Source organism: Neobacillus niacini (genome assembly GCF_019749295.1).
GTDB lineage: Bacteria > Bacillota > Bacilli > Bacillales > Cytobacillaceae > Neobacillus > Neobacillus niacini_D.
In genome coordinates this window covers 51,890-75,916 of sequence record NZ_JACWFG010000018.1, presented here as the reverse complement: position 1 = coordinate 75,916, position 24,027 = coordinate 51,890, and the positions used below count along the sequence as shown (strand labels likewise).

18 protein-coding genes are annotated in these 24,027 nt (G+C 39.2%); 7 read left to right on the top strand and 11 right to left on the bottom strand.

Annotated features, from left to right (window positions below):
• Nucleotides 1-6 precede the first annotated feature (6 nt).
• From uraH to uraD, 3 genes are all read right to left on the bottom strand, one after another.
• Nucleotides 7-366, bottom strand: a complete 360-nt coding sequence (gene uraH / locus H0184_RS21605; RefSeq protein WP_221828335.1) for a hydroxyisourate hydrolase — start codon at nt 364-366, stop codon at nt 7-9.
• Nucleotides 367-1,317, bottom strand: a complete 951-nt coding sequence (pucL, locus tag H0184_RS21600) for a factor-independent urate hydroxylase (RefSeq protein ID WP_221828332.1) — start codon at nt 1,315-1,317, stop codon at nt 367-369.
• 389 nt (nt 1,318-1,706) lie between these two features.
• Entirely contained in the window at nt 1,707-2,177 is a 471-nt protein-coding gene (gene uraD / locus H0184_RS21595; RefSeq protein ID WP_260631717.1) for a 2-oxo-4-hydroxy-4-carboxy-5-ureidoimidazoline decarboxylase, read from the bottom strand.
• 407 nt (nt 2,178-2,584) lie between these two features.
• Here uraD and H0184_RS21590 point away from each other — a divergent pair, with 407 nt between their 5' ends.
• From H0184_RS21590 to adhE, 5 genes are all read left to right on the top strand, one after another.
• Nucleotides 2,585-3,055, top strand: coding sequence for a nucleoside deaminase (locus H0184_RS21590; protein WP_221828328.1), 471 nt, complete (start codon nt 2,585-2,587; stop codon nt 3,053-3,055).
• 25 nt (nt 3,056-3,080) lie between these two features.
• Nucleotides 3,081-4,811 carry an adenine deaminase gene (gene ade, locus H0184_RS21585; protein WP_221828327.1) on the top strand — a complete coding sequence of 577 codons (1,731 nt, stop codon included), beginning with the start codon at nt 3,081-3,083 and terminating at the stop codon, nt 4,809-4,811.
• A gap of 269 nt (nt 4,812-5,080) precedes the next feature.
• On the top strand, nt 5,081-5,470 hold the full coding sequence (locus H0184_RS21580; RefSeq protein ID WP_221828325.1) for an SET domain-containing protein: 390 nt from the start codon (nt 5,081-5,083) through the stop codon (nt 5,468-5,470).
• 384 nt (nt 5,471-5,854) lie between these two features.
• Complete coding sequence (locus H0184_RS21575; RefSeq protein ID WP_221828324.1) at nt 5,855-6,082, top strand: hypothetical protein; 228 nt, start codon at nt 5,855-5,857, stop codon at nt 6,080-6,082.
• 92 nt (nt 6,083-6,174) lie between these two features.
• The gene (adhE, locus tag H0184_RS21570) at nt 6,175-8,778 is read left to right on the top strand and encodes a bifunctional acetaldehyde-CoA/alcohol dehydrogenase (protein WP_221828322.1); all 2,604 of its coding nucleotides are present in this window, start codon (nt 6,175-6,177) and stop codon (nt 8,776-8,778) included.
• A 73-nt stretch (nt 8,779-8,851) separates the two neighbouring features.
• Here adhE and H0184_RS21565 read toward each other — a convergent pair whose 3' ends face one another.
• The 6 genes from H0184_RS21565 to H0184_RS21540 all read right to left on the bottom strand — a co-directional run bounded on the left by H0184_RS21565 (nt 8,852) and on the right by H0184_RS21540 (nt 18,805).
• Nucleotides 8,852-12,655, bottom strand: coding sequence for an FIVAR domain-containing protein (locus tag H0184_RS21565; protein ID WP_221828319.1), 3,804 nt, complete (start codon nt 12,653-12,655; stop codon nt 8,852-8,854).
• 421 nt (nt 12,656-13,076) lie between these two features.
• Nucleotides 13,077-14,405, bottom strand: coding sequence for an alpha-glucosidase/alpha-galactosidase (gene melA / locus H0184_RS21560; RefSeq protein ID WP_221828316.1), 1,329 nt, complete (start codon nt 14,403-14,405; stop codon nt 13,077-13,079).
• Nucleotides 14,406-14,431: 26 nt separating this feature from the next.
• Nucleotides 14,432-15,262 (bottom strand): carbohydrate ABC transporter permease, encoded by an 831-nt coding sequence (locus H0184_RS21555; RefSeq protein WP_221828314.1) that lies wholly within the window; start codon nt 15,260-15,262, stop codon nt 14,432-14,434.
• Nucleotides 15,262-16,101 carry a carbohydrate ABC transporter permease gene (locus tag H0184_RS21550; RefSeq protein ID WP_260631735.1) on the bottom strand — a complete coding sequence of 280 codons (840 nt, stop codon included), beginning with the start codon at nt 16,099-16,101 and terminating at the stop codon, nt 15,262-15,264. The genes H0184_RS21555 and H0184_RS21550 overlap by 1 nt, the downstream gene beginning before the upstream one ends.
• Nucleotides 16,102-16,264: 163 nt before the next feature.
• On the bottom strand, nt 16,265-17,530 hold the full coding sequence (locus H0184_RS21545; RefSeq protein WP_221828309.1) for an ABC transporter substrate-binding protein: 1,266 nt from the start codon (nt 17,528-17,530) through the stop codon (nt 16,265-16,267).
• A gap of 258 nt (nt 17,531-17,788) precedes the next feature.
• On the bottom strand, nt 17,789-18,805 hold the full coding sequence (locus tag H0184_RS21540; RefSeq protein ID WP_221828307.1) for a LacI family DNA-binding transcriptional regulator: 1,017 nt from the start codon (nt 18,803-18,805) through the stop codon (nt 17,789-17,791).
• A gap of 271 nt (nt 18,806-19,076) precedes the next feature.
• Here H0184_RS21540 and H0184_RS21535 point away from each other — a divergent pair, with 271 nt between their 5' ends.
• Nucleotides 19,077-19,913 carry an AraC family transcriptional regulator gene (locus H0184_RS21535; RefSeq protein WP_221828305.1) on the top strand — a complete coding sequence of 279 codons (837 nt, stop codon included), beginning with the start codon at nt 19,077-19,079 and terminating at the stop codon, nt 19,911-19,913.
• Between the two features lie 183 nt (nt 19,914-20,096).
• Nucleotides 20,097-20,957, top strand: a complete 861-nt coding sequence (locus H0184_RS21530; protein ID WP_221828304.1) for a GRP family sugar transporter — start codon at nt 20,097-20,099, stop codon at nt 20,955-20,957.
• A 109-nt stretch (nt 20,958-21,066) separates the two neighbouring features.
• Here H0184_RS21530 and htpG read toward each other — a convergent pair whose 3' ends face one another.
• Together htpG and H0184_RS21520 are read right to left on the bottom strand one after the other, a co-directional pair.
• Nucleotides 21,067-22,947, bottom strand: a complete 1,881-nt coding sequence (gene htpG, locus H0184_RS21525) for a molecular chaperone HtpG (protein WP_221828302.1) — start codon at nt 22,945-22,947, stop codon at nt 21,067-21,069.
• Nucleotides 22,948-23,090: 143 nt separating this feature from the next.
• The gene (locus H0184_RS21520; RefSeq protein ID WP_221828300.1) at nt 23,091-23,705 is read right to left on the bottom strand and encodes a LysE family translocator; all 615 of its coding nucleotides are present in this window, start codon (nt 23,703-23,705) and stop codon (nt 23,091-23,093) included.
• Between the last annotated feature and the right edge of the window lie 322 nt (nt 23,706-24,027).

The window sequence follows — 24,027 nt, the reverse complement described above, 5'->3', positions numbered from 1 at the left end:
TTCCTCCTAACTCCCCCGGTAGGTACTGTAGCCACCCGGTGAAATCAAAAGCGGCACATGATAGTGAGAAGCCGGGTCTGAAACACCAAAACGAACAGGCACACAGTCTAGGAACGAGGGACTTTCATTGGATGCTCCGAGCTTTCGGTAATAGTCTCCTACATGGAAATGAAGTTCATAGATACCTTGTTTCATATCTTCCCCTTCTAATAGGGGGAGATTTAATCTGCCATCTTCATTGGTATAGGAAGAACGAAGAATTTCTAGCCCTTTATTTTGACAAACAGTTACTAACTCCACTAACACACCGCCAGCTGGCTTGCCAATGCTGATGTCGAGGACATGTGTTGTTAACTTCCCTGTCATTTACTTGGTTCCTCCTTGAGGATTTAGGTCATCACGAGTCATTGAAAAACATTGAAAACCATATGGGGGACGAGGTTCCGTAAATACTTTTCCTTCTTCCGAAGCAGGAATCTCATCTAAGATCGTTTCCCAGGTGCGGTTATTTGATTCAAAGAGGACCTCCTCTAGCTGTGGAAAGCGCTCCAGGATTCTAGTACCGATACGGTAAATCAGATTTTGGATGGATGGAGAGTTTGCTTCATGAAAGACCGTGTAAGCTATATCTCTAATCTGTTCCGCTGCCACATACCCATCTGATGTATTTCCTCTTGCATCCTCGAGATCGTTATAGCGCCAATCTATATTTAAAAAGATAAATAACGGACGATCATAGGATTCGGGCAAAGTCGTATATTCGTCCTTCACATAGCCGTAAAAGGAGCTGCCCTTTACCTTAATAAGCTTAAGACCCTTTAAGCTGCTTACATGATTAGTAGTGGTAATTTCATTTTTTTCACGTTTCACTTCTAAGGCTGCACCGGCCTGTTCATTTAAAGAATAACGAAAAACAAGTGGGCTAGGTTCAAAAGCTCCATTTGTCGGGACAGGAAGCTCTTCAAAGGAGATTTGATCACCAGAGATCGTAATGCCGGTCATATGTGAATAGGTCTCAAGAAAGCGTTGTGCAACAAATTCAAGAAATCCTTCCTGTGTAGCTCCTTGATAATCTCCAGCATGCTTGAGGATAAAGTTCTTCATCGAATCCGTCGCGACAACTAATGTGTTGTCACCATCTTTAAATGACGGGAAAAACGCTTCACCTTCTACAGCGACTTTTACATTCATGCCAAATAGAATGTTTTTTCGGCCTGAGAAGGTGGACTCTGGAATGTTTCGAATGGCTGTTAACGGCTTAGCATAGGTACGATAAACCCAAACATCTGCTTTCCCATAGCTCATTGTTCTCTTCATATTCGATGCCTCCTTGTTTATTCAACAGGATTAGAAAAATAGTCATGGTATCTCTGCATTGACCGTATGCTCTTCTTTTTCTTCGCTTCGGTCACTCCAGACACCCTGCATTGACCGTATGCTCTTTTTTTCTTCGCTTCGGTTACTCCAGGCACCCTGCATTGACCGAGTGCTCTTTTTTCACTTCGCTTCGGTCACTCCAGATACCCTGCATTGACCGAATGCTCTTTTTTTGCTTCGTCTCGGTCACTCCAGATACCCTGCATTGACCGCAGGCTCTTTTTTTGCTCCCCCTCGGTCACTCCGGACACCCTGCATTGACCGCAAACTCTTTTTTCGCTTCGCCTCGGTCACTCCAGTCTGTTAATGCTTCTTAAACACAGATTCTGTTAACCCTTGAAAATTCCATTTAATCGGAATCCAGCGATTTTATAGACTTCATGTAAAGCGATGTTATACTCATCATCGTAAGCGTTATGAATCCTTTGGTTCATTGCCGCAAGGATACTTTCTTTGTTCTGACCTTTCACGGCCATAATAAAGGGAAAGTTAAATTTCTGGACATACCTCTGATTGAGGGTCACAAATTCCTCAAATTCCTCCTTCGTAAGCTGATCAAGGCCCGCTCCTGCCTGCTCCTTTTGAGAAACCTCAGACATTTGCAATCTTGTTCCTAAATCCGGGTGTGCTCGCAGCAATGCTAACTGTTTAGCTTCCTCCGCATTTTGAACAATATTAATCATCGTTTGTAAAAGATGTTCACATGATTGGAACGGCATATTCTCCCATGTCTCCGAAGCCACCCACGGTGAGTGTTCAAACACCCAGCCTGCCTTTTGTACGAACTCCTCCTTGTTCATTTGATTTACATCCTCCATAGCCTCATCTCTCTTCCTTCAGCTGGCTTACTATTAAAACTATATATATTCCTGATCTCCTAAAAATACATCACTGTTCACTCTCTATTTAAGAATCTTCATTTATGGCCAGGCTAATGTCAGTTATCAGAGCATAGCAAACTCGTCCCGGCATTTTTTCACAATACTATCGAAATCCCGAAATAGTATCTACAAACGCGTCATATAATCTAACAAGTTTTTTTAATACAACTCCTAGGCCAAAAAGTGTGGAAACAAACCTGACAACAAGGAAGAATTTCTATGTATGTTATAGAATAATGAATTTCAAGTTAAGTAGAATAATAAACCTTACGTGCTAAACACTAGCTTCAAAAGAATAAAAATACACCATAGGATGGAGAGGTTATATGTCAGATATTCATTTTATGAAAAAAGCAATTGAGGAAGCTCTCAATAATGTCCTAACTAACCACGGAGGGCCGTTTGGTGCAGTTGTAGTGAAGGATGGAAAGATAATTGGGGTTGGTCGTAATGAAGTGACATCATCCAACGATCCAACAGCACATGCAGAGGTCCAGGCCATTCGTGATGCCTGCAGATATTTAAACACCTTTCAGCTGACTGATTGCGAAATTTATACAAGCTGCGAACCTTGCCCAATGTGTATTGGTGCCATCTATTGGGCGAGACCAAAGGCCGTATATTTTGGCTGTACGAAACAGGACGCTGCAAAGATAGGGTTCGATGACCAATTTATTTATGAGCAGCTTGCACTTCCAATGGAACATCGAAAAATCCCAATGAAACAAATTTTCCCAGACGATGCTGACCTTCCTTTTCGTACATGGGAAGGTTCAAATGACAAAGTAGATTACTAATCTTTAGAGTAGAGGGTGTTGAGCAGTGGAGATAAATCCATTAAAACGAAGAATCTCTGTGGCTTCGGGAAAAGAACCTGCGGATACGGTCGTAACGAATGGCAGGATTGTTGATGTATTTAACGGTGAAATAATAGAAGGCGATATTGCGATTGTAGATGGTTATTTTGCTGGTATCGGACAATATGAGGGGAAGAATACTGTTGATGCACAGGGTCGGTATGTCCTTCCTGCCTTTATTGATGGTCATGTTCATATCGAATCGTCATTGGTGACTCCCAGTGAATTTGCAAAGGTCCTTCTGCCTCACGGAGTAACGACCGTTATTGCCGATCCACATGAGATTGCAAATGTCTTAGGTGCTGAAGGTATACAGTATATGCTAGACTCTTCTGAAGACCTTCCCTTCGATATTTATATCATGCTTCCTTCCTGTGTCCCTGCAACTAGCTTTGAAAATTCAGGCGCCATTTTAAAGGCAGAAAATTTATCTCCCTTCTATCAACATCCACGAGTGCTGGGATTAGCTGAAGTCATGAACTTCCCCGCAGTTCTTCATGCTGAAGAGGATATGCTGGATAAAATAACTGACGCTAAAGGATTCGGTAAAAAAGTAGATGGTCACGCTGCGGGTTTGACTCAGAAGGATTTGAATGTATATATGGCAGCAGGTATTCGGACTGATCATGAAAGTACTACTGCTTCTGAGGCAAAAGAACGTCTTAAGAGCGGAATGTACTTAATGATTCGTGAGGGTACAGTGGCAAAGGATTTACACAATTTGATTACGGTTGTAAATCAGTACAATTCCCGCAGGTGTTTATTTGTTACGGATGATAAACATCTTGATGACCTTGTGCTTGAGGGCAGCATAGATCACAACGTTAGGCTCGCAATTGCCGAAGGAATCTCCCCAATCACTGCTATACAAATGGCTACCATTAATGCCGCAGAATGTTTTGGACTTGAAGATAAGGGAGCCATTGCTGCAGGTTACAAAGCTGATTTTTCCTTCGTTGATGATCTTGAAAGTGTCAGAATATCACATGTGTATAAGGATGGAATGGCAGTCGTCCAAGATGGCAAACTGGTTATTGATTGTAATAATAGCAATGTGAATACTTTGGAACAATCCGTTCATTTTGAGGAAATCCTGGAGATTAATTTAAACATTCCCTTGTCCTCTAAAAAGGCAAATATCATCGAAATCATACCTAACAGTCTTATTACACGGCATATTGTGGAAGAAGTGAATACCTGCGATCAAGGATTCTTCCTGCCCGCTATTTCTGCAGATCAATTAAAGTTAGCGGTAATTGAGCGCCATCATATGACTAAGCAGATAGGTTTAGGAATCGTTAAGGGGCTGGGTTTGAAATATGGTGCAATTGCTACCACGATTGCACATGATTCACATAACCTAATTATTGCTGGAACCAATGATGCAGATATGGCATTAGCTGCAAATACCATTAAAGAAATGCAGGGCGGGATGATTGTCGTTAAAGATGGTCAACTCCTCGCATCCTTGGAATTACCCATTGCGGGTTTAATCTCTGACCGCCCTTACCGGGAAGTATATGCGAGTCTAAATAACCTTCATATTGCACTCGAAAAGCTTGGGGCAAACAATGAGTTTAATCCGTTTTTAACCCTTTCCTTTCTAGCTCTCCCAGTCATACCAGAATTAAAGCTTACCGACAAAGGCTTATTTAAGGTTTCAAAGTTCGAACATATTGACATCCGTTCTGTTTAAAATTCGTGTTTTTTAGACACACTATCATGCGAGAAACCGAAAACGGTTGCTTTCAATGCAATTACCTGTCAAACTAAAGGGATAATGGCTGTTTTCTTAAACCTAGTTGTTAAAATCTTAAAGCCGATTTTAACGTGGAAAGAGTTATTTTGCACATTAGAATTTAGTTTGCAGCTCTTTTCTAATTAAATTTTGATCTAAAAAGCAACAAAGTTTAAGAAAAGAGCTCTGATAATTGACTTCAAAGAAAGTAAATGTAGGTGACGAACATGATAGAAATAAAAACATCAAAACTCAGTGATGGAGAGTTCAATAGAGGGGTATTCGCAACACGTGATATCCAAAAAGGCGAGCTTATCCATGAGGCACCCGTTATTGCCTATCCAAATGCAGAACATGAACACATTGAAAAAACATTACTTGCTGACTATGCATTCGAATACGGCATCAACCATACATGCCTTCTTTTAGGTTATGGCATGTTATTTAACCATTCCTATCAGCCAAATGCTACGTATGAAATAAACTTTCCTAATCATACCTTTGACTTTTATGCATACAAAGACATTAAAGCAGGCGAAGAGATTCTTATTAACTATAATGGTGATGAAGAAGATCAAGAACTGCTTTGGTTCGATAAAGAAAAGCAAGAAAACTAACAGCCCCTTCTATGGCTGTTCGGGCTGTCGGGAAAGACTCGACAGCCATTATTATTTCATTTAACTTTTCAGCCCCCGATTAATTACAAATCCTTCTAGATGCTCGTGTTTATTCGTCCTCAAGACCCCCGATTAAGGACTATTCCTTCTGGATGCTCGTGCGATTTGTCCTCAAGACCCCCGATTAAGGACTAATCCTTCTGGATGCTCGCGCGATTTGTCCTCAAGACGTTACTTTTTCCGACAAAGGAACAGCTCCTTTAGGTAAAAAGGACCATTTTTGGCAGGTTTGTTAATATTTCAAAGTTTGTTCAATATTTCACAAACTTTTATCAGAAATCGGTGTTATGATAAATACATAAAGAGCACAAGGAGTGATATAACATGATGCTATGTGAATGGAAGTCCTTTTCAACAGATTCTGAAACGTATACACAAGAAACTTTTGAAGAAACTGTTGGTGATGAATTTGAGGCAATGATGTTTAAGGATAACGAGAACATTCCAAGTTATATATGGACAGTAAACTATGTCATCATTGTAAAAAAATATTCAAAGGTCCTTACTGACATCTCCTTTGAAAAGATACCGCGCAATCCTGTATGCGAGTAACACTGTAAGCTATATAAATTCTGTTTGTTATTATTTTTTTATATAATCTTGTGAAATATTTCACAAAGTTTAAAGTAATTGGAGGAATTAAAATGGCAGTGGCAGAAAAAATTGGCAAGGACATGCAGAGTGTAACGACAATGGTGGATATCTTGGTGGACAATGGTCTGAAAGCTTTAGATGAGTTCCGCAGCTTTGACCAAGAAATGATTGATAATATTGTGAAGCAAATGGCCTTAGCAGGTCTTGATCAGCATATGCAGCTTGCAAAACTTGCTGTTGAGGAAACCAAACGAGGCGTTTATGAAGATAAAATTATAAAGAATATGTTTGCGACTGAATATGTCTATCATAATATCAAATATGATAAAACCGTCGGTATCATCAACGAAAACGAACATGAAGGAATCATTGAAATTGCCGAACCTGTTGGCGTTATTGCTGGTGTCACACCTGTAACGAATCCAACCTCCACAACAATGTTTAAAGCACTGATTTCCATAAAAACAAGAAATCCAATTATTTTTGCCTTCCACCCATCCGCTCAAAAATGCAGCAGTGAGGCGGCAAGAATCCTTAGAGATGCAGCGATAAAGGCAGGAGCTCCTGAGAATTGCATTCAATGGATAGAAACACCTTCAATCGAGGCTACACAAGCACTGATGAATCACGGAAAGGTATCTATGATTCTTGCAACTGGCGGCGCGGGAATGGTCAAATCTGCTTATAGCTCTGGTAAACCAGCTCTCGGTGTAGGACCTGGAAATGTTCCTTGCTATATGGAGAAATCAGCCAACATTCATCAAGCTGTAAACGATCTAATTTTATCAAAGACGTTTGACAACGGAATGATTTGTGCATCTGAGCAGGCTGTTATTATTGATCAAGAGATTTATTCTGAAGTCAAAAATGAAATGATTGCAAATAACTGTTATTTTTTAAATGAAGCAGAAAAAGAAAAGGTTGAAAAATTAGTTATCAATGAATTATCATGTGCCGTTAATCCAAATATCGTTGGAATGGCCGCTAGCAAAATTGCCGCTTTGGCGGGAGTAACCGTTCCTGAAAACACAAAAATTCTTGTAGCTGAATTAAATGGTGTTGGACCAGATTATCCGCTGTCTAGAGAAAAATTAAGCCCTGTCCTAGCCTGTTACAAGGTTAATAGTCTTGAAGAAGGTTTAAAAAGAGCAGAAGAAATGTTAGAATTTGGCGGTTTAGGACATTCTGCCGTCATCCATTCCCAAGACCAAAATGTGATAAAGCAGTATGGCTACCGGATGAAAGCCGGAAGAATCATTGTCAATGCCCCTTCTTCACAAGGTGCCATCGGTGATATTTACAATGCTTATATGCCATCTCTTACACTTGGCTGTGGTTCATATGGAGGAAACTCTGTTTCTACGAACGTTGGTGCGATTCATTTAATCAATATTAAAAAAGTAGCCCAAAGGAATGTTAATATGCAATGGTTTAAAGTTCCGTCCAAAATCTATTTCGAGAAAAATGCCACTCAGTATTTAGCTAAAATGCCGAAGATTTCTAAAGCGTTCATTGTAACGGACCCTGGAATGGTGAAACTAGGCTATGTGGATAAGGTACTATATTATTTAAGAAAACGCCCTGATTATGTACATTGTGAAATTTTCTCAGAGGTAGAACCAGATCCATCCATTGAAACGGTTATGAAGGGTACCGAAATGATGGCGAAATTCCAGCCAGATGTAATCATTGCCCTCGGCGGCGGATCCGCAATGGATGCAGCCAAAGGTATGTGGCTGTTCTATGAAAACCCAGAATCTGAATTCTTTGGTTTAAAACAGAAATTTCTCGATATCCGAAAACGAATTGTAAAATATCCTAAGTTAGGTGAAAAAGCTCAGTTTGTAGCGATTCCAACAACTTCAGGAACAGGCTCAGAAGTAACATCATTCTCTGTTATTACCGATAAAGAAGCAAATATCAAATATCCGCTCGCCGATTATGAATTAACGCCAGACGTAGCGATTATTGACCCGCAGTTTGTTATGACGGTTCCGAAACATATTACCGCTGATACAGGAATGGACGTATTGACCCACGCCATAGAGGCATATGTTTCTTGCATGGCGAACGACTATACAGATGGGCTTGCGATGAAAGCAATCCAGCTGGTATTCGAATATCTGCCTAGAGCTTACCGAAATGGCAGCGATGAATTAGCGCGTGAAAAAGTGCATAATGCTTCAACAATTGCTGGGATGGCCTTTGCAAATGCATTCCTAGGTATCAACCATAGCCTAGCCCATAAGCTTGGCTCAGAATTCCATATTGCCCATGGTCGTGCAAACACAATCTTAATGCCACATGTTATTCGCTATAACGCGGCCAAACCAAATAAATTTACTGCATTCCCGAAATATTCCCACTTTGTGGCAGATAAGCGTTATGCAGAAATTGCAAGAACTCTTGGACTGCCTGCGAAAACTACGGAGGAAGGTGTAGAAAGTCTTGTTGAGGCAATCATTCGCCTTGCAAAAGAACTTGATATCCCGATGAGCATTGAGACAAACGGTATTGACGCTCAAGCTTTCGAAAGCAAGGTTGATTACCTGGCCGATAAAGCATTCGAAGACCAATGTACTACTGCAAACCCTAAACTTCCTCTCGTAACAGAATTAGCTGAAATCTATCGTAAGGCATATAAGGGAGTTTAAAAGATTGTTATAAGCCTGCTAAAAAGGCCATCCAAAACACTGGATGGCCTTTTCGGCTATTGCGAACCTTTTCTTACTCACTCGTTACTTCGGTTAAACCTTCAACTGCTGCTTGTAAGTTTGTTCTTGCTGCCACTACTTGCTCTAGTGTAACTTGTGGATTTTGTAATACCATTTTTGCGGATTGTTGGGCTTTATGGAAGGTTTTCCAACTTTCCTTCGTGTAGTCTGTGTGGTTTTTCCCTTCGTTTGCATCGTACAATTCCTGCAATTTGGTCTTGTTTATTTCCACTTTATTTCTGCCTGTTACCACATCAATACCATCCAAGGTAAAAGTACCACCTTTAATGACAACTTTTGCTGTGTGTTTCGTATCTTTTAGCCCACGAATTGTATAAGAGGTTTGTCTGTCGCCTTTAGCATAGATTCTATAGTTTTCCTCAATTAATTGGTCATCGATATACACGTCGATCAACGCATCAGGAGTTGATCCAAATAAATTGAATCCTGAACCTTCAAAATCAAAGATCATACTGCTGTCAGGAGCATCAAATTTTGGAGTGTGATAGATATCGACCCCGCGGAAATCCATAAATGTTTCTTTTATCTCATTATCTTTTCGAGAAACCTTCAACGTGTGTGGTTTTTCTTCCAGACCTCTTACAGAGTACCTTACGCCCGTGCTAGTATTTACGGCAAAGTTACCCATATCTTGACCATCAAGCTCGAAATTATAGAGTGTTTTGTCACCAGTTCCTGACAAGTAATCAATACCACTTCCAGTGAAATTGACTAAAATATATGGATCATCATTAAAATTCGCCCAGGCATTCGTACTATTTGAGCCCCAAGCAGTATTCTTTCTAAATGCATAAACTGTATTTTCTTTATTCTCTATCAGTGATTCATCTGAAATTTTTACAAGATCAGCAGGCCCAGCCTTTTTAACTGCCAAGACAGGATCAGTGGTCTCAACTTCTACTTTCGTAAAGCTGATATATTTATCTTTTGACACCACTTTAAGGGTATGTTCTTTGTCTTCCAAATCGCCTTGAGACCAGACCATCTGGGTTATACTGCTGTTGTTGGTGTAATTCGCCTCACCCACTAAAACTCCATCTAAATAAACATCGCCTTTTCCATTTGACGGATTCGTTTCACCATATAATCTGACTTCCGTACCCTTAAATTTGATCTCAAGGGAAGCACCATTTGATGCCCATGCATTTCCATTGTTAGATGACCAGCCCGAAGAATAAAATACTTTGTTCAACGTTCCTTGTACGGTTGTTGTGTCCCTATGACCTACAGTCACTCCGTTCCAAACTGGCACATCTGTCTTTGCAGTCATTTGTGTACGGTTAAAATGGGCATATCCTGCCTGTGTATAGTCCCACTTCCCTATATATCCAATAGGATTAAGTAAGTCATTATTGTTCAAAGCTTCTTCTTCGGTTCCATATTTTCTACCCTGGGCACTGTCGACTTTTTCTGATGTATAGGTGTATCCTTTGATTGGTTCAATCGCTAAGTTATCGATAAGAGTTTCATAATAACCGGAACCTAATGCAACTCTTCCGGCCATAACCGTTGAATCTTTATCTGTATAGGAATCGATTGCTGCACCATCTAGATATAGCGTAAATACATTTTCTTTTGCTTCAAATCCTAGATTATGCCAAACCTTATTATCGAAGCCTTCGATCGTTCCACTTTTTTCTACCTTGCCTAGTTTAAGAATTTCATATTTTCCATCTGAAAATACGCGTGCATTGTATGGTGCATGGGAATCTGCCCCGCCAGCTTTAACCTGTCTTACCCCGATTAAGGCATAGTTACTTCTGCCTTCTGCTTCAGGTGTATGTGTATCTAGTAAAAAGTCATAGGAAGCTTTATAGTTCACCCAGCGGTGGTCACCAATCGTTGCGTTTGGATTACCGCTAGAAGCCGAGCCGTCTCTTCCGCCCCAGACTGCCCAGTCAGCACCGATGATGTCATGGCTGATTTTCTGCTGCAGCATGTTTCCATGAGTTTTTGCAGCAGGAATTTCTAAGTCCGTCCGTTCTGCACTTCCACTTGCCGCCGGTTTTGTTGCCTCTTTCACTACTTCAAAAGCACCGGTCTGATCAGTGGTATATCGCGGTGTTCCTCCGCGGCGATCTACATAATCTCTGCCCTTTTCGTCGACAGGATACTTGTCGTATTCAAAATCATCCTTATATGGCAGCGGCATAATTGTATCTTTCGATAAATCAACAGGTTCTGATTCATATTCGAAACCTTCCACTTCAGATTCCTTATCTAACGTTGAAATCGTTACGATGGAATATGGCTTAACTTCCACTTCATACTCCCCGTCTTTAGGAGTGATTTTATTGATATTTTTAAACCAATTGGCATCAACTTCTTGTCCTTCATCTGCTCCTCGTGTTTCCCAGACATAAATCGGAGTATTCTCTTTGCCATTTAGATTTTGAGCTTTTATCTTATATTTACGTGTTTCTTTTGTGTTATTGGCAAAGACGGTTGTATAGTCATTGGTTTCAGGGTCTTTTAATGTCAAATAATTATGGGTGCTCGTATCTACATCCACACCGCCATCAAAGAAAGCTCCATCACTATATGTAGCATCCTTAACATACATCCAGCGCTCATTTTCAGGTGTGGCGTGGTCATCATATCCGACAAAATTCATGACATGACGAACTCCCTGAAGGCCTCCATCTACTTCATAAAAACCAGACCATGGATCCATTGCACTAATTAAATGTTTTGGATTGTAAGCAGAGCCTTCATAAAAAGCAGCAACAGAAGGCTGGAAATCAAATGAAACAGCATTAAGCGGAGTTTTTCCTGCTCCTGTCCAAGAATACACGGAAATAATACGGGACGTTACATCGATAATCCCCGCCTTGCCGCCCAGACCTTTATAGTTTGGCTCCATATTCTGACGGTAGCGCGCGTTGATCATCGGAGCAATTCCTTCAGAGACCCAGCTTTCTTTCGGCTTCTTGCCTTCAGCAATCAATTTTTCTTGTAATTGATTTAATTCATTAGAACCAGTCAAACCATAATGAGAACTAATGACGTCGATTTCGTCAATTAAATCTGGGTTTTGAAGCAGTGTACGACTAATTGTTGACGTATCACGGTAGCCATCTGCGGCAACTAGTTTAAGATGTTTGTAATCGGATTCATAATTTGGTTCTTGCTTAATTTTAGTGGTGAAGTATTTCAACCACTCTGTTTCAATCCGATTATTGTTGTTTTGTGCTCTTTCATTTTGGGAGATTCCAACATAATCCAATTTAAAGCCATATTCTTCATAAACAGCGTCTATGGTTTGTTTGTACCATTGATATCTGTTTTCGTAGCTATTGTTTGCTGCACCATCCCATGTAAATCGAGGTTCACCCCACCGCAAAATTTCAGTTGTAATATCAGGATTAATAGATTTGGCATCAGCTGCAAACTGGAATCCAGCACCTCTAAGAATATTTGCAGGTTCATCGGCATATCGCATCGTTGCAGGTTCTGTTCCTGAAGATGAGTTAACATCGCCGCCTAATTCTATCTTGACATGCGCCAGCCCCGCCCCTGTATCCTTGTTAAAAAGCTTGTTCATAATTTCCCAATATTCTTCAGGGTGCTCTTCTTTGTAATCTAACATCAATCGAGATGTATTATTTGCTGTTACTGTTCCAAACCCTTTGAAGCGGTTGTATTGGTCAACATTGTTTCCGTCAATGGTAATCGTTTTTGTGATTACTTCTGCTTTGGTTTCATTTGACCCTATTAAGCCAAAAGACCCAAACACCATGGAAGCAACGCATAAATTACCAATCATCTTTTTAATCTTTTTGGTTTGTTTCCCCATTTACGTTCAATCCTTTCCTTTTGGTTTTTTCTAACTTAGGATTTTACTATTTTCCTTTTCTGTTTGAAATTCATAGGGGTGCGTTGAGTCTGAGGTTTTTCTTTGGAGATTAGGCTGGAAAAATGGTATGGCTGTGCTTTTAAGTATGTTCCCCCCCTCTAACGGTTATCTGACTTTTCGGATAACACTCTGATAGCGTTTTCATTATTTCATAATTTGCTTTGAATTTTATACAACTTTATCTACCATCTATAATGATTTTTTTACCTTTTATAAATAGTTTATGATAATATTAAAAGCCGCCTCACTATAGCGCGAGAGCGGCCAACTTTGAATCTATTGTACTCAGATTGTTATAAAGGATAAAACATCTAGGACAATCGTATCATTACCCTGTAATTCTCATTTGTTTTACTAAGACCTATATCGTTACAGCAATGCCTGTTTCACTTTTAAATTTCGGCAGCCATTCCCCATGTGCTTCAATTAAGTCGTCACATAAGGAGATAATGTCGTCCATAGATAACTCAGCAGCTGTATGTGGATCAAGCATCGCAGCCTGATAAATATATTCCTTTTTCAGCGTCATTGCTGCTTCAATGGTCAACAGCTGCGTGTTAATATTAGTACGGTTTAATGCAGCAAGCTGCTCTGGAAGATCTCCCACATAGGTTGGAGTAATTCCGCTGCGGTCCGCAATACAAGGCACTTCGACACAGGCCTTCTCTGGAAGATTACTAATCAGTCTTCCAGTATTTAAGACATTACCTCCAAATTTAAACGGAACATTTGTCTCCATCGCCTCAATAATACGTGATCCATATTCACGAGAACGAACATGATTCAAGGACTTATTATGAACCAAGTCTTCTCTCATTGCTGCCCAATCATTAATTTGCTTTTCACAACGACGTGGATATTCATCAAGTGGAATATTAAAACGCTCAATCAACTCAGGATAGCGAGATTTGATAAAGTACGGGTGATATTCAGCATTGTGTTCGGATGACTCAGTCACATAATAACCAAATTTATCCATTAACTCAAATCGAACCATATCGCCATGCTTTGTTTTCTGCAATTCACGTGCTCTTCTCTTAATTTCAGGATACAAATCGACACCATCCTTGCTTACCTCCAGCAGCCAAGCCATGTGATTGATTCCGGCAATTTTCTCCTTTACATTTGTCCGATCCATTCCCAATGCCTCAAATAGATCTTTCGTACAAACCTGTACACTGTGACATAGGCCAACGGTGTTAATATTCGTAAACCGATTCATAACTCCTGTCAAAACCGCCATCGGGTTGGTGTAATTCATAAACAGTGCATTCGGACAAACCTCTTCCATATCCTTTGCAAAATCAAGCATAACCGGAATTGTTCGTAAATTACGGAATATCCCGCCAATTCCGAGCGTATCCGCAATGGTTTGTCTTAAGCCATACTTTTTCGGAATTTCGAAATCAATTACAGTACTCGGCTTATAACCTCCTACCTGAATTGCATTAATTACATATTTCGCTCCTCTTAAAGATTCCTTCCGATCTGTATATGCTTTAATTCGAATATTTTTCCCAAGGCTTTCCTTTAAATTACTCAGCATTTTTTCGGAATCACGCAAGCGCTGTTCATCAATATCAAACAATGCAAATTCAAATCCATCTAAAGCGTCAACAAACATACAATCACCTAGAACATTTTTAGCAAATACCGTACTTCCTGCACCAAGAAACGTAATTTTAGACATAATAATCCTCCAAACTCTTTTTTAAATTATCCTTTAACCGAACCTGAAGCTAATCCTTTAACAAAGTGCTTTTGCAATAATAGAAACAGTACGGCCATTGGCAGTACAGCCATGATTGCAGCCGCAGCTACGAGATTCATACGATTGGCATTTTCCCCAAAGAATCCTGCCAATGCAACTGTAATAGTCTTAACTTCCTCTGCTTGTAAGAAAAAGATAGCGAATTGGTAATCGTTCCATATAAAAACACAAGATATGATTAAAATAGATGCTGTAACCGGCTTTAACAGTGGAAATACAATCCGGAAAAAGATTCCCAATGTACTAGCCCCATCAATTTTCGCCGCTTCTTCCAATTCTTTTGGAATCGTTGAGCGAATAAAACCAGAATATAAGAAAATAGTTAATGGCAGGAACGAGGCAACATTATTCAGAATGGCAATTTCGAGCGTATTCATCATTCCTATGTCAACAACGAGCTTATATAGTGGAACCAACGCAGTTAAAGGCGGAATTACCATAACTGCAATAAATACCATGAAAACAATCTTATTTAGTTTTGTTTGTCTTCTGGCCAGCGGATATGCTGCCATTGAGCCGAATACAATCAGTAATAAGGCACTTACAAAGGTAATAATTGTGGTATTTGAAAGAGCATTTCCAAGGCTTGCCATTTCCCAAGCTTCTGCAAAGTTCTCAAACGCGAGGACCTTTGGAAATATCCATTTCGAACTAAAATCTCCCCTTGCTTTTAATGCTGTTGTAATTAAAATATAGAAAGGGATTAAATGAAAGGCTGCGACCAAAAGTGCTACCCCAGAGAGAAGCCACTTTTTCTTTTTATCCATATAGTCCATTACGCCTCAATCTCCTTTCGTTTGAAGTACACAAGTGCCGCCAAGCTAAGGACCAAAATGATGATTGCCATAAATACACCTTGTGTCGCGGCATATCCCGCATCCTGGCGGTTAAAATAAAGGTCATACATAAACGTGGACATCGATTGCGAAGCATAGCCAGGTCCGCCGCCTGTAAGCGAGACAATCACATCGAACAATTTCAACCCGCCAATAATGTTAATGACCATATTAATCGTGATTGAAGGCATTAACATCGGCAAGGTGATATTTTTAAATTGTTGAAAACTAGACGCCCCATCAATTTGTGCAGCTTCATAATAATCCTTTGAGATACTTTGCAAACCAGCCAGGTAAATAATCATCGCAATCCCAACAAATTGGAAGGTATTGACGAAAACAATCAACCAAATATTTACTTTTGGGTCTCCTAAAGCATTAATTTTTTCAAGACCGAAAAATACAAGTAGATCATTCAGTGCCCCGCCTTGGAAGGCAAAGAAGAAGTAAAAGATGTACCCCATGATGAGCGGGCTGATAATGACCGGCAGGTACACAACGGTCCTAGTAAAATTCCTCAGACGTATGCTCTGGTTTAATAAAAGTGCATAACCTAGACCCATTACATTCTGCAAAACCGTACTGCCAATACCATACAGAAGGGTATTCTTTACAACCAGCCAGGTATCTGGGTCCTTCAGCATTCTCGTATACTGGCTGAATCCAACGTAGTCGTACGTTTGTGAAAACCCGTTCCAGTTTGTAAAAGAAATTTTAAATCCGTTTAAAAAAGGATAAAGGATGAAAAAGCAAACCGCAGCAAGAGCTGGAAGATACATCCACCAAAGCGAGGATTCCTGCCGCGTTTTACGGGTCCTTTTCACTTCTACGGAAGAGTCGGCAATTGGCTGCCTTTTTGTCTCTACTCCTATCAAAGTAACCAGCTCCTAGAATTTTAGATTAAGAGAAATGCTTATGAAAATCGGCCCTCCAACTTCAAAACTATTTCTTTTGCTCTAACAATCTCTTATATTCTTCCGCCATCTTTTTCGAAACCTCTTCAGGCGTCATTGTACCGGATAATAATTCCTGTCCAGAAGCACCCATAGGATCCCACATGCCGCTTGGTAAATATACTCGGTCAAAATAAGGCTCAACTTTAATGTCCTTATACTTATCGTAGTACTCAGAGTAATAGTTTTTCGATTCGGTATTGGTTAGACCAGCTGGGAGCGAGGTACCTTCTGCGATCTCTTTAACGATTTCCGGCTGAGAGATAAATTCTAGGAATTTCTTAGCCTCTTCTTTAACTTTAGAGTCCTTCCAGACGGCTAATGTATGACGCTCGCCGCCAATCCAGCTTGGCTCGTCGCCTTCTTCGATTACAGGCATTGGAAGAACGCCAAGCTTAACATCAGGATTTAATTCTTGAACAGAAGGACCAAGCATTCCGCCGCCAACAATAAACCCAATTTTACTTTGAGCCATTAAATCTACCATTTGATGATTTTGAGCGGTCAATACATCCTCATTAAGAAGCTTCTTGTCTTGCATTTCCTTAAGTTTTTCTGCTAGAAATGTATAATTTGACCAATCAAACGTTCCATCTAACAATTCCTTTTGGAAGTTTTGCTCTGCAGTAATTAATAGTGGTGTGGAAAATTGATCAAAATACTGGCCGAATGCTGATTTATCAGAGCCGGCGAACCAAAGTGGCGTCACTTCACCTTTTCCCTTTTTCTTGATGGTTTCAAGTGCTGTCATAAATTCATCAAAGGTAGACGGTGGCTCAATTCCATATTTCTCTAACAATGTTGCGTTATATGTAAGTCCATCTTTTGCCTGGTTTAGAGGATACGCATAGACTTTTCCAGATTCATCTTTTAAAATTTGCTCAAGTGCCGGATCAAGATCCTTCACCCAGTCCATATCCTTTAAATCTTCAACATATTCCCCGTATCGGTGTATCGCCCAGCCGTGTGTATCAAATAAGTCCGGCATATCATTAGCAGCCATTTTGACACGGAGCATTCCTTCATAACCGTCAGCAGGATAATTTTCTTTAATATCAATATCAGGATTTTCCTTTTCAAATTTCTCGACAACATTTTGAAGGGTAACCTTATCTGCTTCATTGGTCACTGTCGAATACAAAGTAACGACAGTCTTATCAACCTTTTCTTCACTTCCGCCAGCAGCTTTATTACATCCAGTTGCAATGGTTGTCAGAGCGGCAGCAACCAACATTGTTTTTAAAAGCCCTTTCATAAAAACGCCCCCTAAATTTCTTTTTGAATAAGACTAGGTACTTTCACCTAATTTTCGAGTTCGTTCTCTTGCTGGTATTTGGGAGCATCTATATAATAGAATATAGCTCCCTTTCCTAGGTGGAGTTAAACCTTTTTCCCGCGCAAAAGTGATGGCAGTCACTTTGTAAACCTGGTTCCAAGCTTTGGTGCCGGGTGGGATATAAACATCATGCAATACTCAAATTTCCTACTACTCTACATCACCTCCTAAAAAGAATTAATTCCGCTTTCCACCACAGCTTTCCCTGATGACCAACTCTGTCGGGAGAGTAACAGTTAACGGAAGTTCCCTGCCGTTTAGGCGTTCTAGTAAAAGTTTTACCCCTGTTCTTCCCATCTCCCTCGTATGCACTCTGATTGTCGTCAAAGGTGTACTCGCGAATTTTGCTGCTTCAATATCATCAAAGCCGATAATGGCTATATCCTCAGGGACGTTAAGATGGGCTTCTTGTATTGCCCTTAAAGCTCCTATCGCCATCGGATCACTGGCAATAAAAAATGCTTTGGGCAGTTTACCCGCTTGAATTGCCTTATTCATCAATTCATATCCCTGTGCCATTGTATACTCACCGATATAGACAGCAGCTTGGTCAAATAAGTTTTGTTCTTTCATGAAACGTTCAAAGGTGGTAAGACGTTTATCTTCAAAATTAAACTTCTGATTTTTCATATGTTCCATTTCCCTGCCCCCGATATAGCCAATCCGTTTGTAACCAGCATTTAACAGGTGCTTCAACGCCTTTTCCGTTGCGCGTTCAAAATTAATTACAACAGAATCATAAAGGTCTTCATTCGGAGAATGGTTAATGTAAACTACATTTTCAACCTTACTAATAGCTTTCAGCGTTGACTCTTTTACTCTTCCGACAACAAGAAGCCCATCTAACCCTTCAATCATCTGGTGGCCATCTGTTTCATGTAAGCGAAATGTAGCACTTCTGATTCCACGGCTTGCAAGCTCCATCTCAATCCCTTGTCGGATGGAAAGAAAATAAGGATCGCTAATTTCTTCATCCAATGATTGGGTAAGGATAATCCCTACATGTTTCGAAGCATGCTGTTTCTGCTTCAACCGTCTTTCTAAGATTGTTTCGTAACCGAGTTCTTTGGCAACCTGAAGAATACGTTCCCTCGTTTCTGCCTGAACGGTAATCGTATCATCGTTATTTAACACCCGTGAAACAGTAGATGCTGATACATTCGACTTGTCTGCGATGTCCTTTATAGTGGCCATTGTTTAAACCCTCTTCATGTTCTTTTTTACTCCAGTAAACTTTTCTCAATAATCACAAAAATATTTACCTGATATATTTGAATAATAACACCTACTGGAAGGGTTTTCAATTAAAAAATAAAAATTTTCTAAATACTTTAGCGCCTAATTATCATTAAAAATACTGAAATAATGCAATTTAATCACATCTAACAGATTTTCATCTAGTAATATTTTTAGTAATATATATCAAATTCACTGTATTATAATGATAAGAGGAGGAGTGAACAGGATGCAGAAGATGATTCAGTATATCGATACACAAACAAGCTTTAACCAGAAAAATGTAAGCGATCTTATCGTATATAATTGTGGTACAGAAAATTGTGACCCTAATTATTTCTTTGGGCCAATTTCCCGTGAATTTAACTTAATCCATTTCGTATTAAAGGGCTGCGGAAAACTGGTGATCGATAACGAAACTTATCCTGTACATGAAAAGCAGGCATTCTTAATCCCCGCCAATAAAATTGCATTTTACCAGGCAGATTCGAAGAATCCGTGGGAATATTGCTGGGTGGGTTTTATGGGATTCAAATCTGATTATTACCTGCAAAACATCGCGAGCGTTAGTAAAAAAGAATATGTTATTAATTTAGAGGATGTAGATTATTTCTACAATTCGATTAAGGAAATGCTGATGAAGTCAGGTTCAAACCTTTCATCTTACCTATTTCTGCAAGGATACCTGCACCATATTTTAGCAAAGTTAGTTACCGATAATGAAAGTAGAATTTTAAACACACCTTATCATCTATCTTACACCTTACAAGCAATAAACTTTATCGATAAAAACTACAGTAATAATCTGCAAATTAACGCTATTGCACAATATCTTGGTTTACATCCGAATTATCTATCGACCATTTTCAAGCAGGAAACAGGGGTCACCCCAAAAGAGTACTTAATAAAGTTACGTATCAAAAAAGCATGCGAACTACTAGAACAAACAAACTATTCCATTAATGTAATTTCTAACTGTGTTGGGTATAGCGACCAACTTACTTTTTCGCGCGCATTCAAAACGGTGACAGGCAAATCACCGAAAACATATAGAAAGAATCCTTAATTTCATCTTGAAACAGGTATTCCTTTAAAGGACCGGAACAAAATCTTATAATTTTCCCATACTTTTCTATAATACAGCCATATCTTACACGCAGCCCATTTGCTATCTTTGATTTTGAAAATGATATAGTACTATCAAAACTCAGAATCACCTGATTATGGATGGCAAAAGGATGTGTTTACAATGAATTGGTTTATCGCTCTTATTCCTGCTTTAGGTTGGGGTATCATGCCTATAATCGCACAAATGACAAAGGGTAATCCTAGGGAACAATTGACTGGTACGACGATTACAGCGCTATTTTTTGCATTATTGTTATATCTCTATAGTCCAGCCCCTCTAGAATTTTTACCTTTTATCATTAGCTTTGTATCCGGAATTCTTTGGTCATTAGGACAATTACTTCAGTTCCAATCCTTTCAAGTGACTAGCGTTGCAAAGGCCATACCAATTATTTGCGGTCTACAGCTAACCGGTACAACCTTGTTTGCGGCAATTGTTTTTAATGAATGGGAAGGAATATCCGACTTAGTGGTTGGCACGTTTGCATTAATAACTATCTTAATCGGAATATTTCTACTTAGCTTTCAAGAAAAACAAAGAAATTCTTCAAGAGGGTTTTCTTTGCATCTATTTATGGTATTACTTTTTTCAGCTCTGGCTTTATCGTCTTATGTGATTATTAATCAACTTTTTGGTGTGTCAGGTTTTGAGGTTGTATTACCTCAAGCATTCGGAATGTTTTTTTCCTCATTGGTGATCAATTCCTTTTCAAAAAACAAACTGTGCAAGCAAAAAGTTATGCTGAACTTATTAACTGGATTGAGCTGGAGCATAGCAAATTTATCTCTGTTTATTGCAAATGGAACGTTAGGGATTGCCAAAAGTTTTCCACTGTCTCAGGCGAGTATTATAATTGCTACATTGGGAGGAATTGTGATTTTCAAAGAAAAAAAGAAGCATCGTGAGTGGCTGGCAATTTCGGTTGGTATTTTGTCAGTAATGGCAGGGGTATGTATGATTAGTTTCATTAAAAATATATAAGGTTATGGTTACTTCAAAAAAATGCCACGCACACAATATTGTGAGCGTGGCAGCAAAAAGTCAAATGCTATTATCAACGAAAGTAACGGCTAGTAGATTTATCAGAAAACTATACCATCACCTTACAAATGTCATTCGTAAATTCTACTGGATCCTGGATTGGCAATCCTTCAATAAGCAGCGCTTGATTGTATAATAGCTTCGTATACAATTCGAGCTTTTCCTTATCATTTGCAAATGCATCTTTTAAGGATTGGAATACTTCATGATTTTTATTAATCTCTAACACTTTATCTGCTTTGATATTTTGATTATCAGGCATAGCAGCAAGGATTTTCTCCATTTCGATAGAGATGTCACCTTCGGTCGCCAAGCAGACAGGGTGAGACTTTAAGCGTTTTGAAACTCTGACATCCTTAACCTTATCAGTTAGGATACCTTTCATATAGTCAAAGATTTCTTTGTATTCCTTCTCCTCTGATTCAGATTCACTTTTGTTTTCTTCTCCTTCAATTCCAAGGTCGCCGCTGGAGATCGATTTAAATTCCTTCTCCTTGTAGTTCATCAGCATCTTAATCGCAAATTCATCAATATCCTCGGTGAAGTACAGAATCTCATAGCCTTTTTCAGAGACAAACTCAGCTTGCGGCAGTTTATCGATTCTTTCAATCGATTCACCAGAAGCATAGTAAATAAACTTTTGATCTTCAGGCATTCTTGATACGTATTCATCTAAAGTAACTAGCTTCTTCTCTTTAGATGAGTAGAACATGATAAGATCCTGCAATACTTCTTTGTTCGCTCCGAATTCACTATAAACACCATATTTTAATTGACGGCCAAATGATTTGTAAAACTCTTCGTATTTTTCTCGTTCATTATTCAAAAGACTTTGCAATTCACTCTTAATCTTTTTGTTAATGTTTTTTGAGATCAGCTTTAATTGACGGTCATGCTGCAGCATCTCACGAGAAATATTTAGAGATAAGTCCTCAGAGTCTACCATTCCTTTGACAAAGCTGAAATGGTCTGGAAGAAGGTCTGCACACTTTTCCATTATTAAGACGCCATTGGAATATAGCTCTAAGCCTTTTTCAAATTCTTTTGAATAGAAGTCAAATGGAGTTTTCTCCGGGATATATAAAATCGCATTATAGCGAATGGTCCCATCAACACTGATATGGATATGTTTAAGCGGCTTATCAAAACCGTACCGCTTTTCTGCGTAGAAGTTCGCATAATCTTCGTCGGTGAGTTCGCTTTTATTTTTTTTCCAAATCGGAACCATACTATTAATAACTTGTTCCTCTACATATTCCTCAAACTCATTATCACTGCCCTCTTTTGGTCTTCTGCCAGTGACATCCATTTTAATCGGATAGCGGATAAAGTCAGAGTATTTCTTGATAATGGACTTTAAACGATACTCTTCTAAAAACTCATCGTAATTTTCATCTTCAGTATTTTCTTTAATGGTTAGAGTAATCTCCGTACCAATAGAATCCTTCTCAACAGGCTCAATGGTATAACCTTCTGCACCTGTGGATTCCCATTTATAAGCTTCCTCACTGCCTAATGCTTTACTGGTTACTGTCACAACGTCTGCAACCATAAATGCTGCATAGAAGCCGACACCAAACTGACCAATAATATCAAAGCCGTCTTTTAGCTCTGTTTCCTTTTTAAAAGCTAAAGATCCACTTTTCGCAATTGTACCAAGGTTAGTCTCAAGCTCTTCTTTTGACATACCAATCCCAGTATCAATAATTTTCAAGGTTCTATTTTCCTTGTCAGGGATTACTTTAATAAAGTAGCTATCCTTGTCAAAGCTTAATGCATCATCTGTTAATGCCTTGTAGTAGATTTTATCAATTGCGTCGCTTGCATTAGAAATTAACTCTCTTAAAAATACCTCGCGGTGCGTATAAATCGAGTTAATCATCATTTCTAACAGCCTTTTAGATTCAGCTTTAAACTGCATTTTTGCCATAGAAACCTCTCCTTACTCAAATGAATTACTTTCGATTAGCACTCTCCACTCAAGAGTGCTAATGCCGACATTAATTAAATATCATATATCCACATAGCATGTCAATAAAATAGCGGCACAGTTTTATATTGTGCCGCTTACGTTCATTTTTGACTTTGAAAGACCAATTGTAAACCCAAACCAATGTAAATTGTTCCGACCACTTTACCCTGCCAGCGTGATATTTTGCTATTTTTATAAAATAGTTTATTTCCTAATGAGCTTGCTAGAAGGGCTAGCAATGAGGTGTATAAAATACTCATTAACACAAAGACAAGTCCCAGGCTTAATAGTTGATAGACTACCGGCGGGCCGTCAGGACGAACAAATTGTGGTAAAAATGCTAGAAAAAATAATGATGTTTTAGGGTTAAGCAGTTCGATCAATAATGCCTGACGAAATGACACAGATGCATTTGCCTTTTTTTCAGCGGGCTTTACCTGTTTTTGTGTTTTTTCCAGTAATGATTTTATCCCCAAAAAAATTAAATAAGCGGCTCCTAAATATTTTACTACTTCAAAGGCTAATGCAGAAGTCATTAGGATTGCTGAAAGTCCAAGTACAGCTGCCACCGTATGAAGGAGATCACCCACTGCAATCCCGACGCCGGTAATAATTCCAGCCTTAAGTCCTCCGCGCGCAGTTTGGGTAAGCGTTAAAAGAACCGCAGGCCCTGGGATTAGAAATAGAACCAGAACGACCAATATAAAAGCCCACATATTCCTGCCCCTTTACTCGTGTTTAAACATATTTTATCACAATATTCAAAGGATTTTGGATAAAAAATGACACTTTGTCGGTATATGTAAGACAATAGTATGACTTCCTAATTTGCATTGACTATCATCATGGGCATGAAGGACAAATCTCTAAGCTTCTTCATGTGTTTTGTCTTTCATCATGGGTATGAAGGACAAATCTCTACTCTTCTTCATTCGTTTTGTCTTTCATCATGGGTATGAAGGACAAATCTCCACTCTCCTCCATTCGTTTTGTCCTTCATCATGGGTATGAAGGACAAATCTCCAATCTCCCTCATTA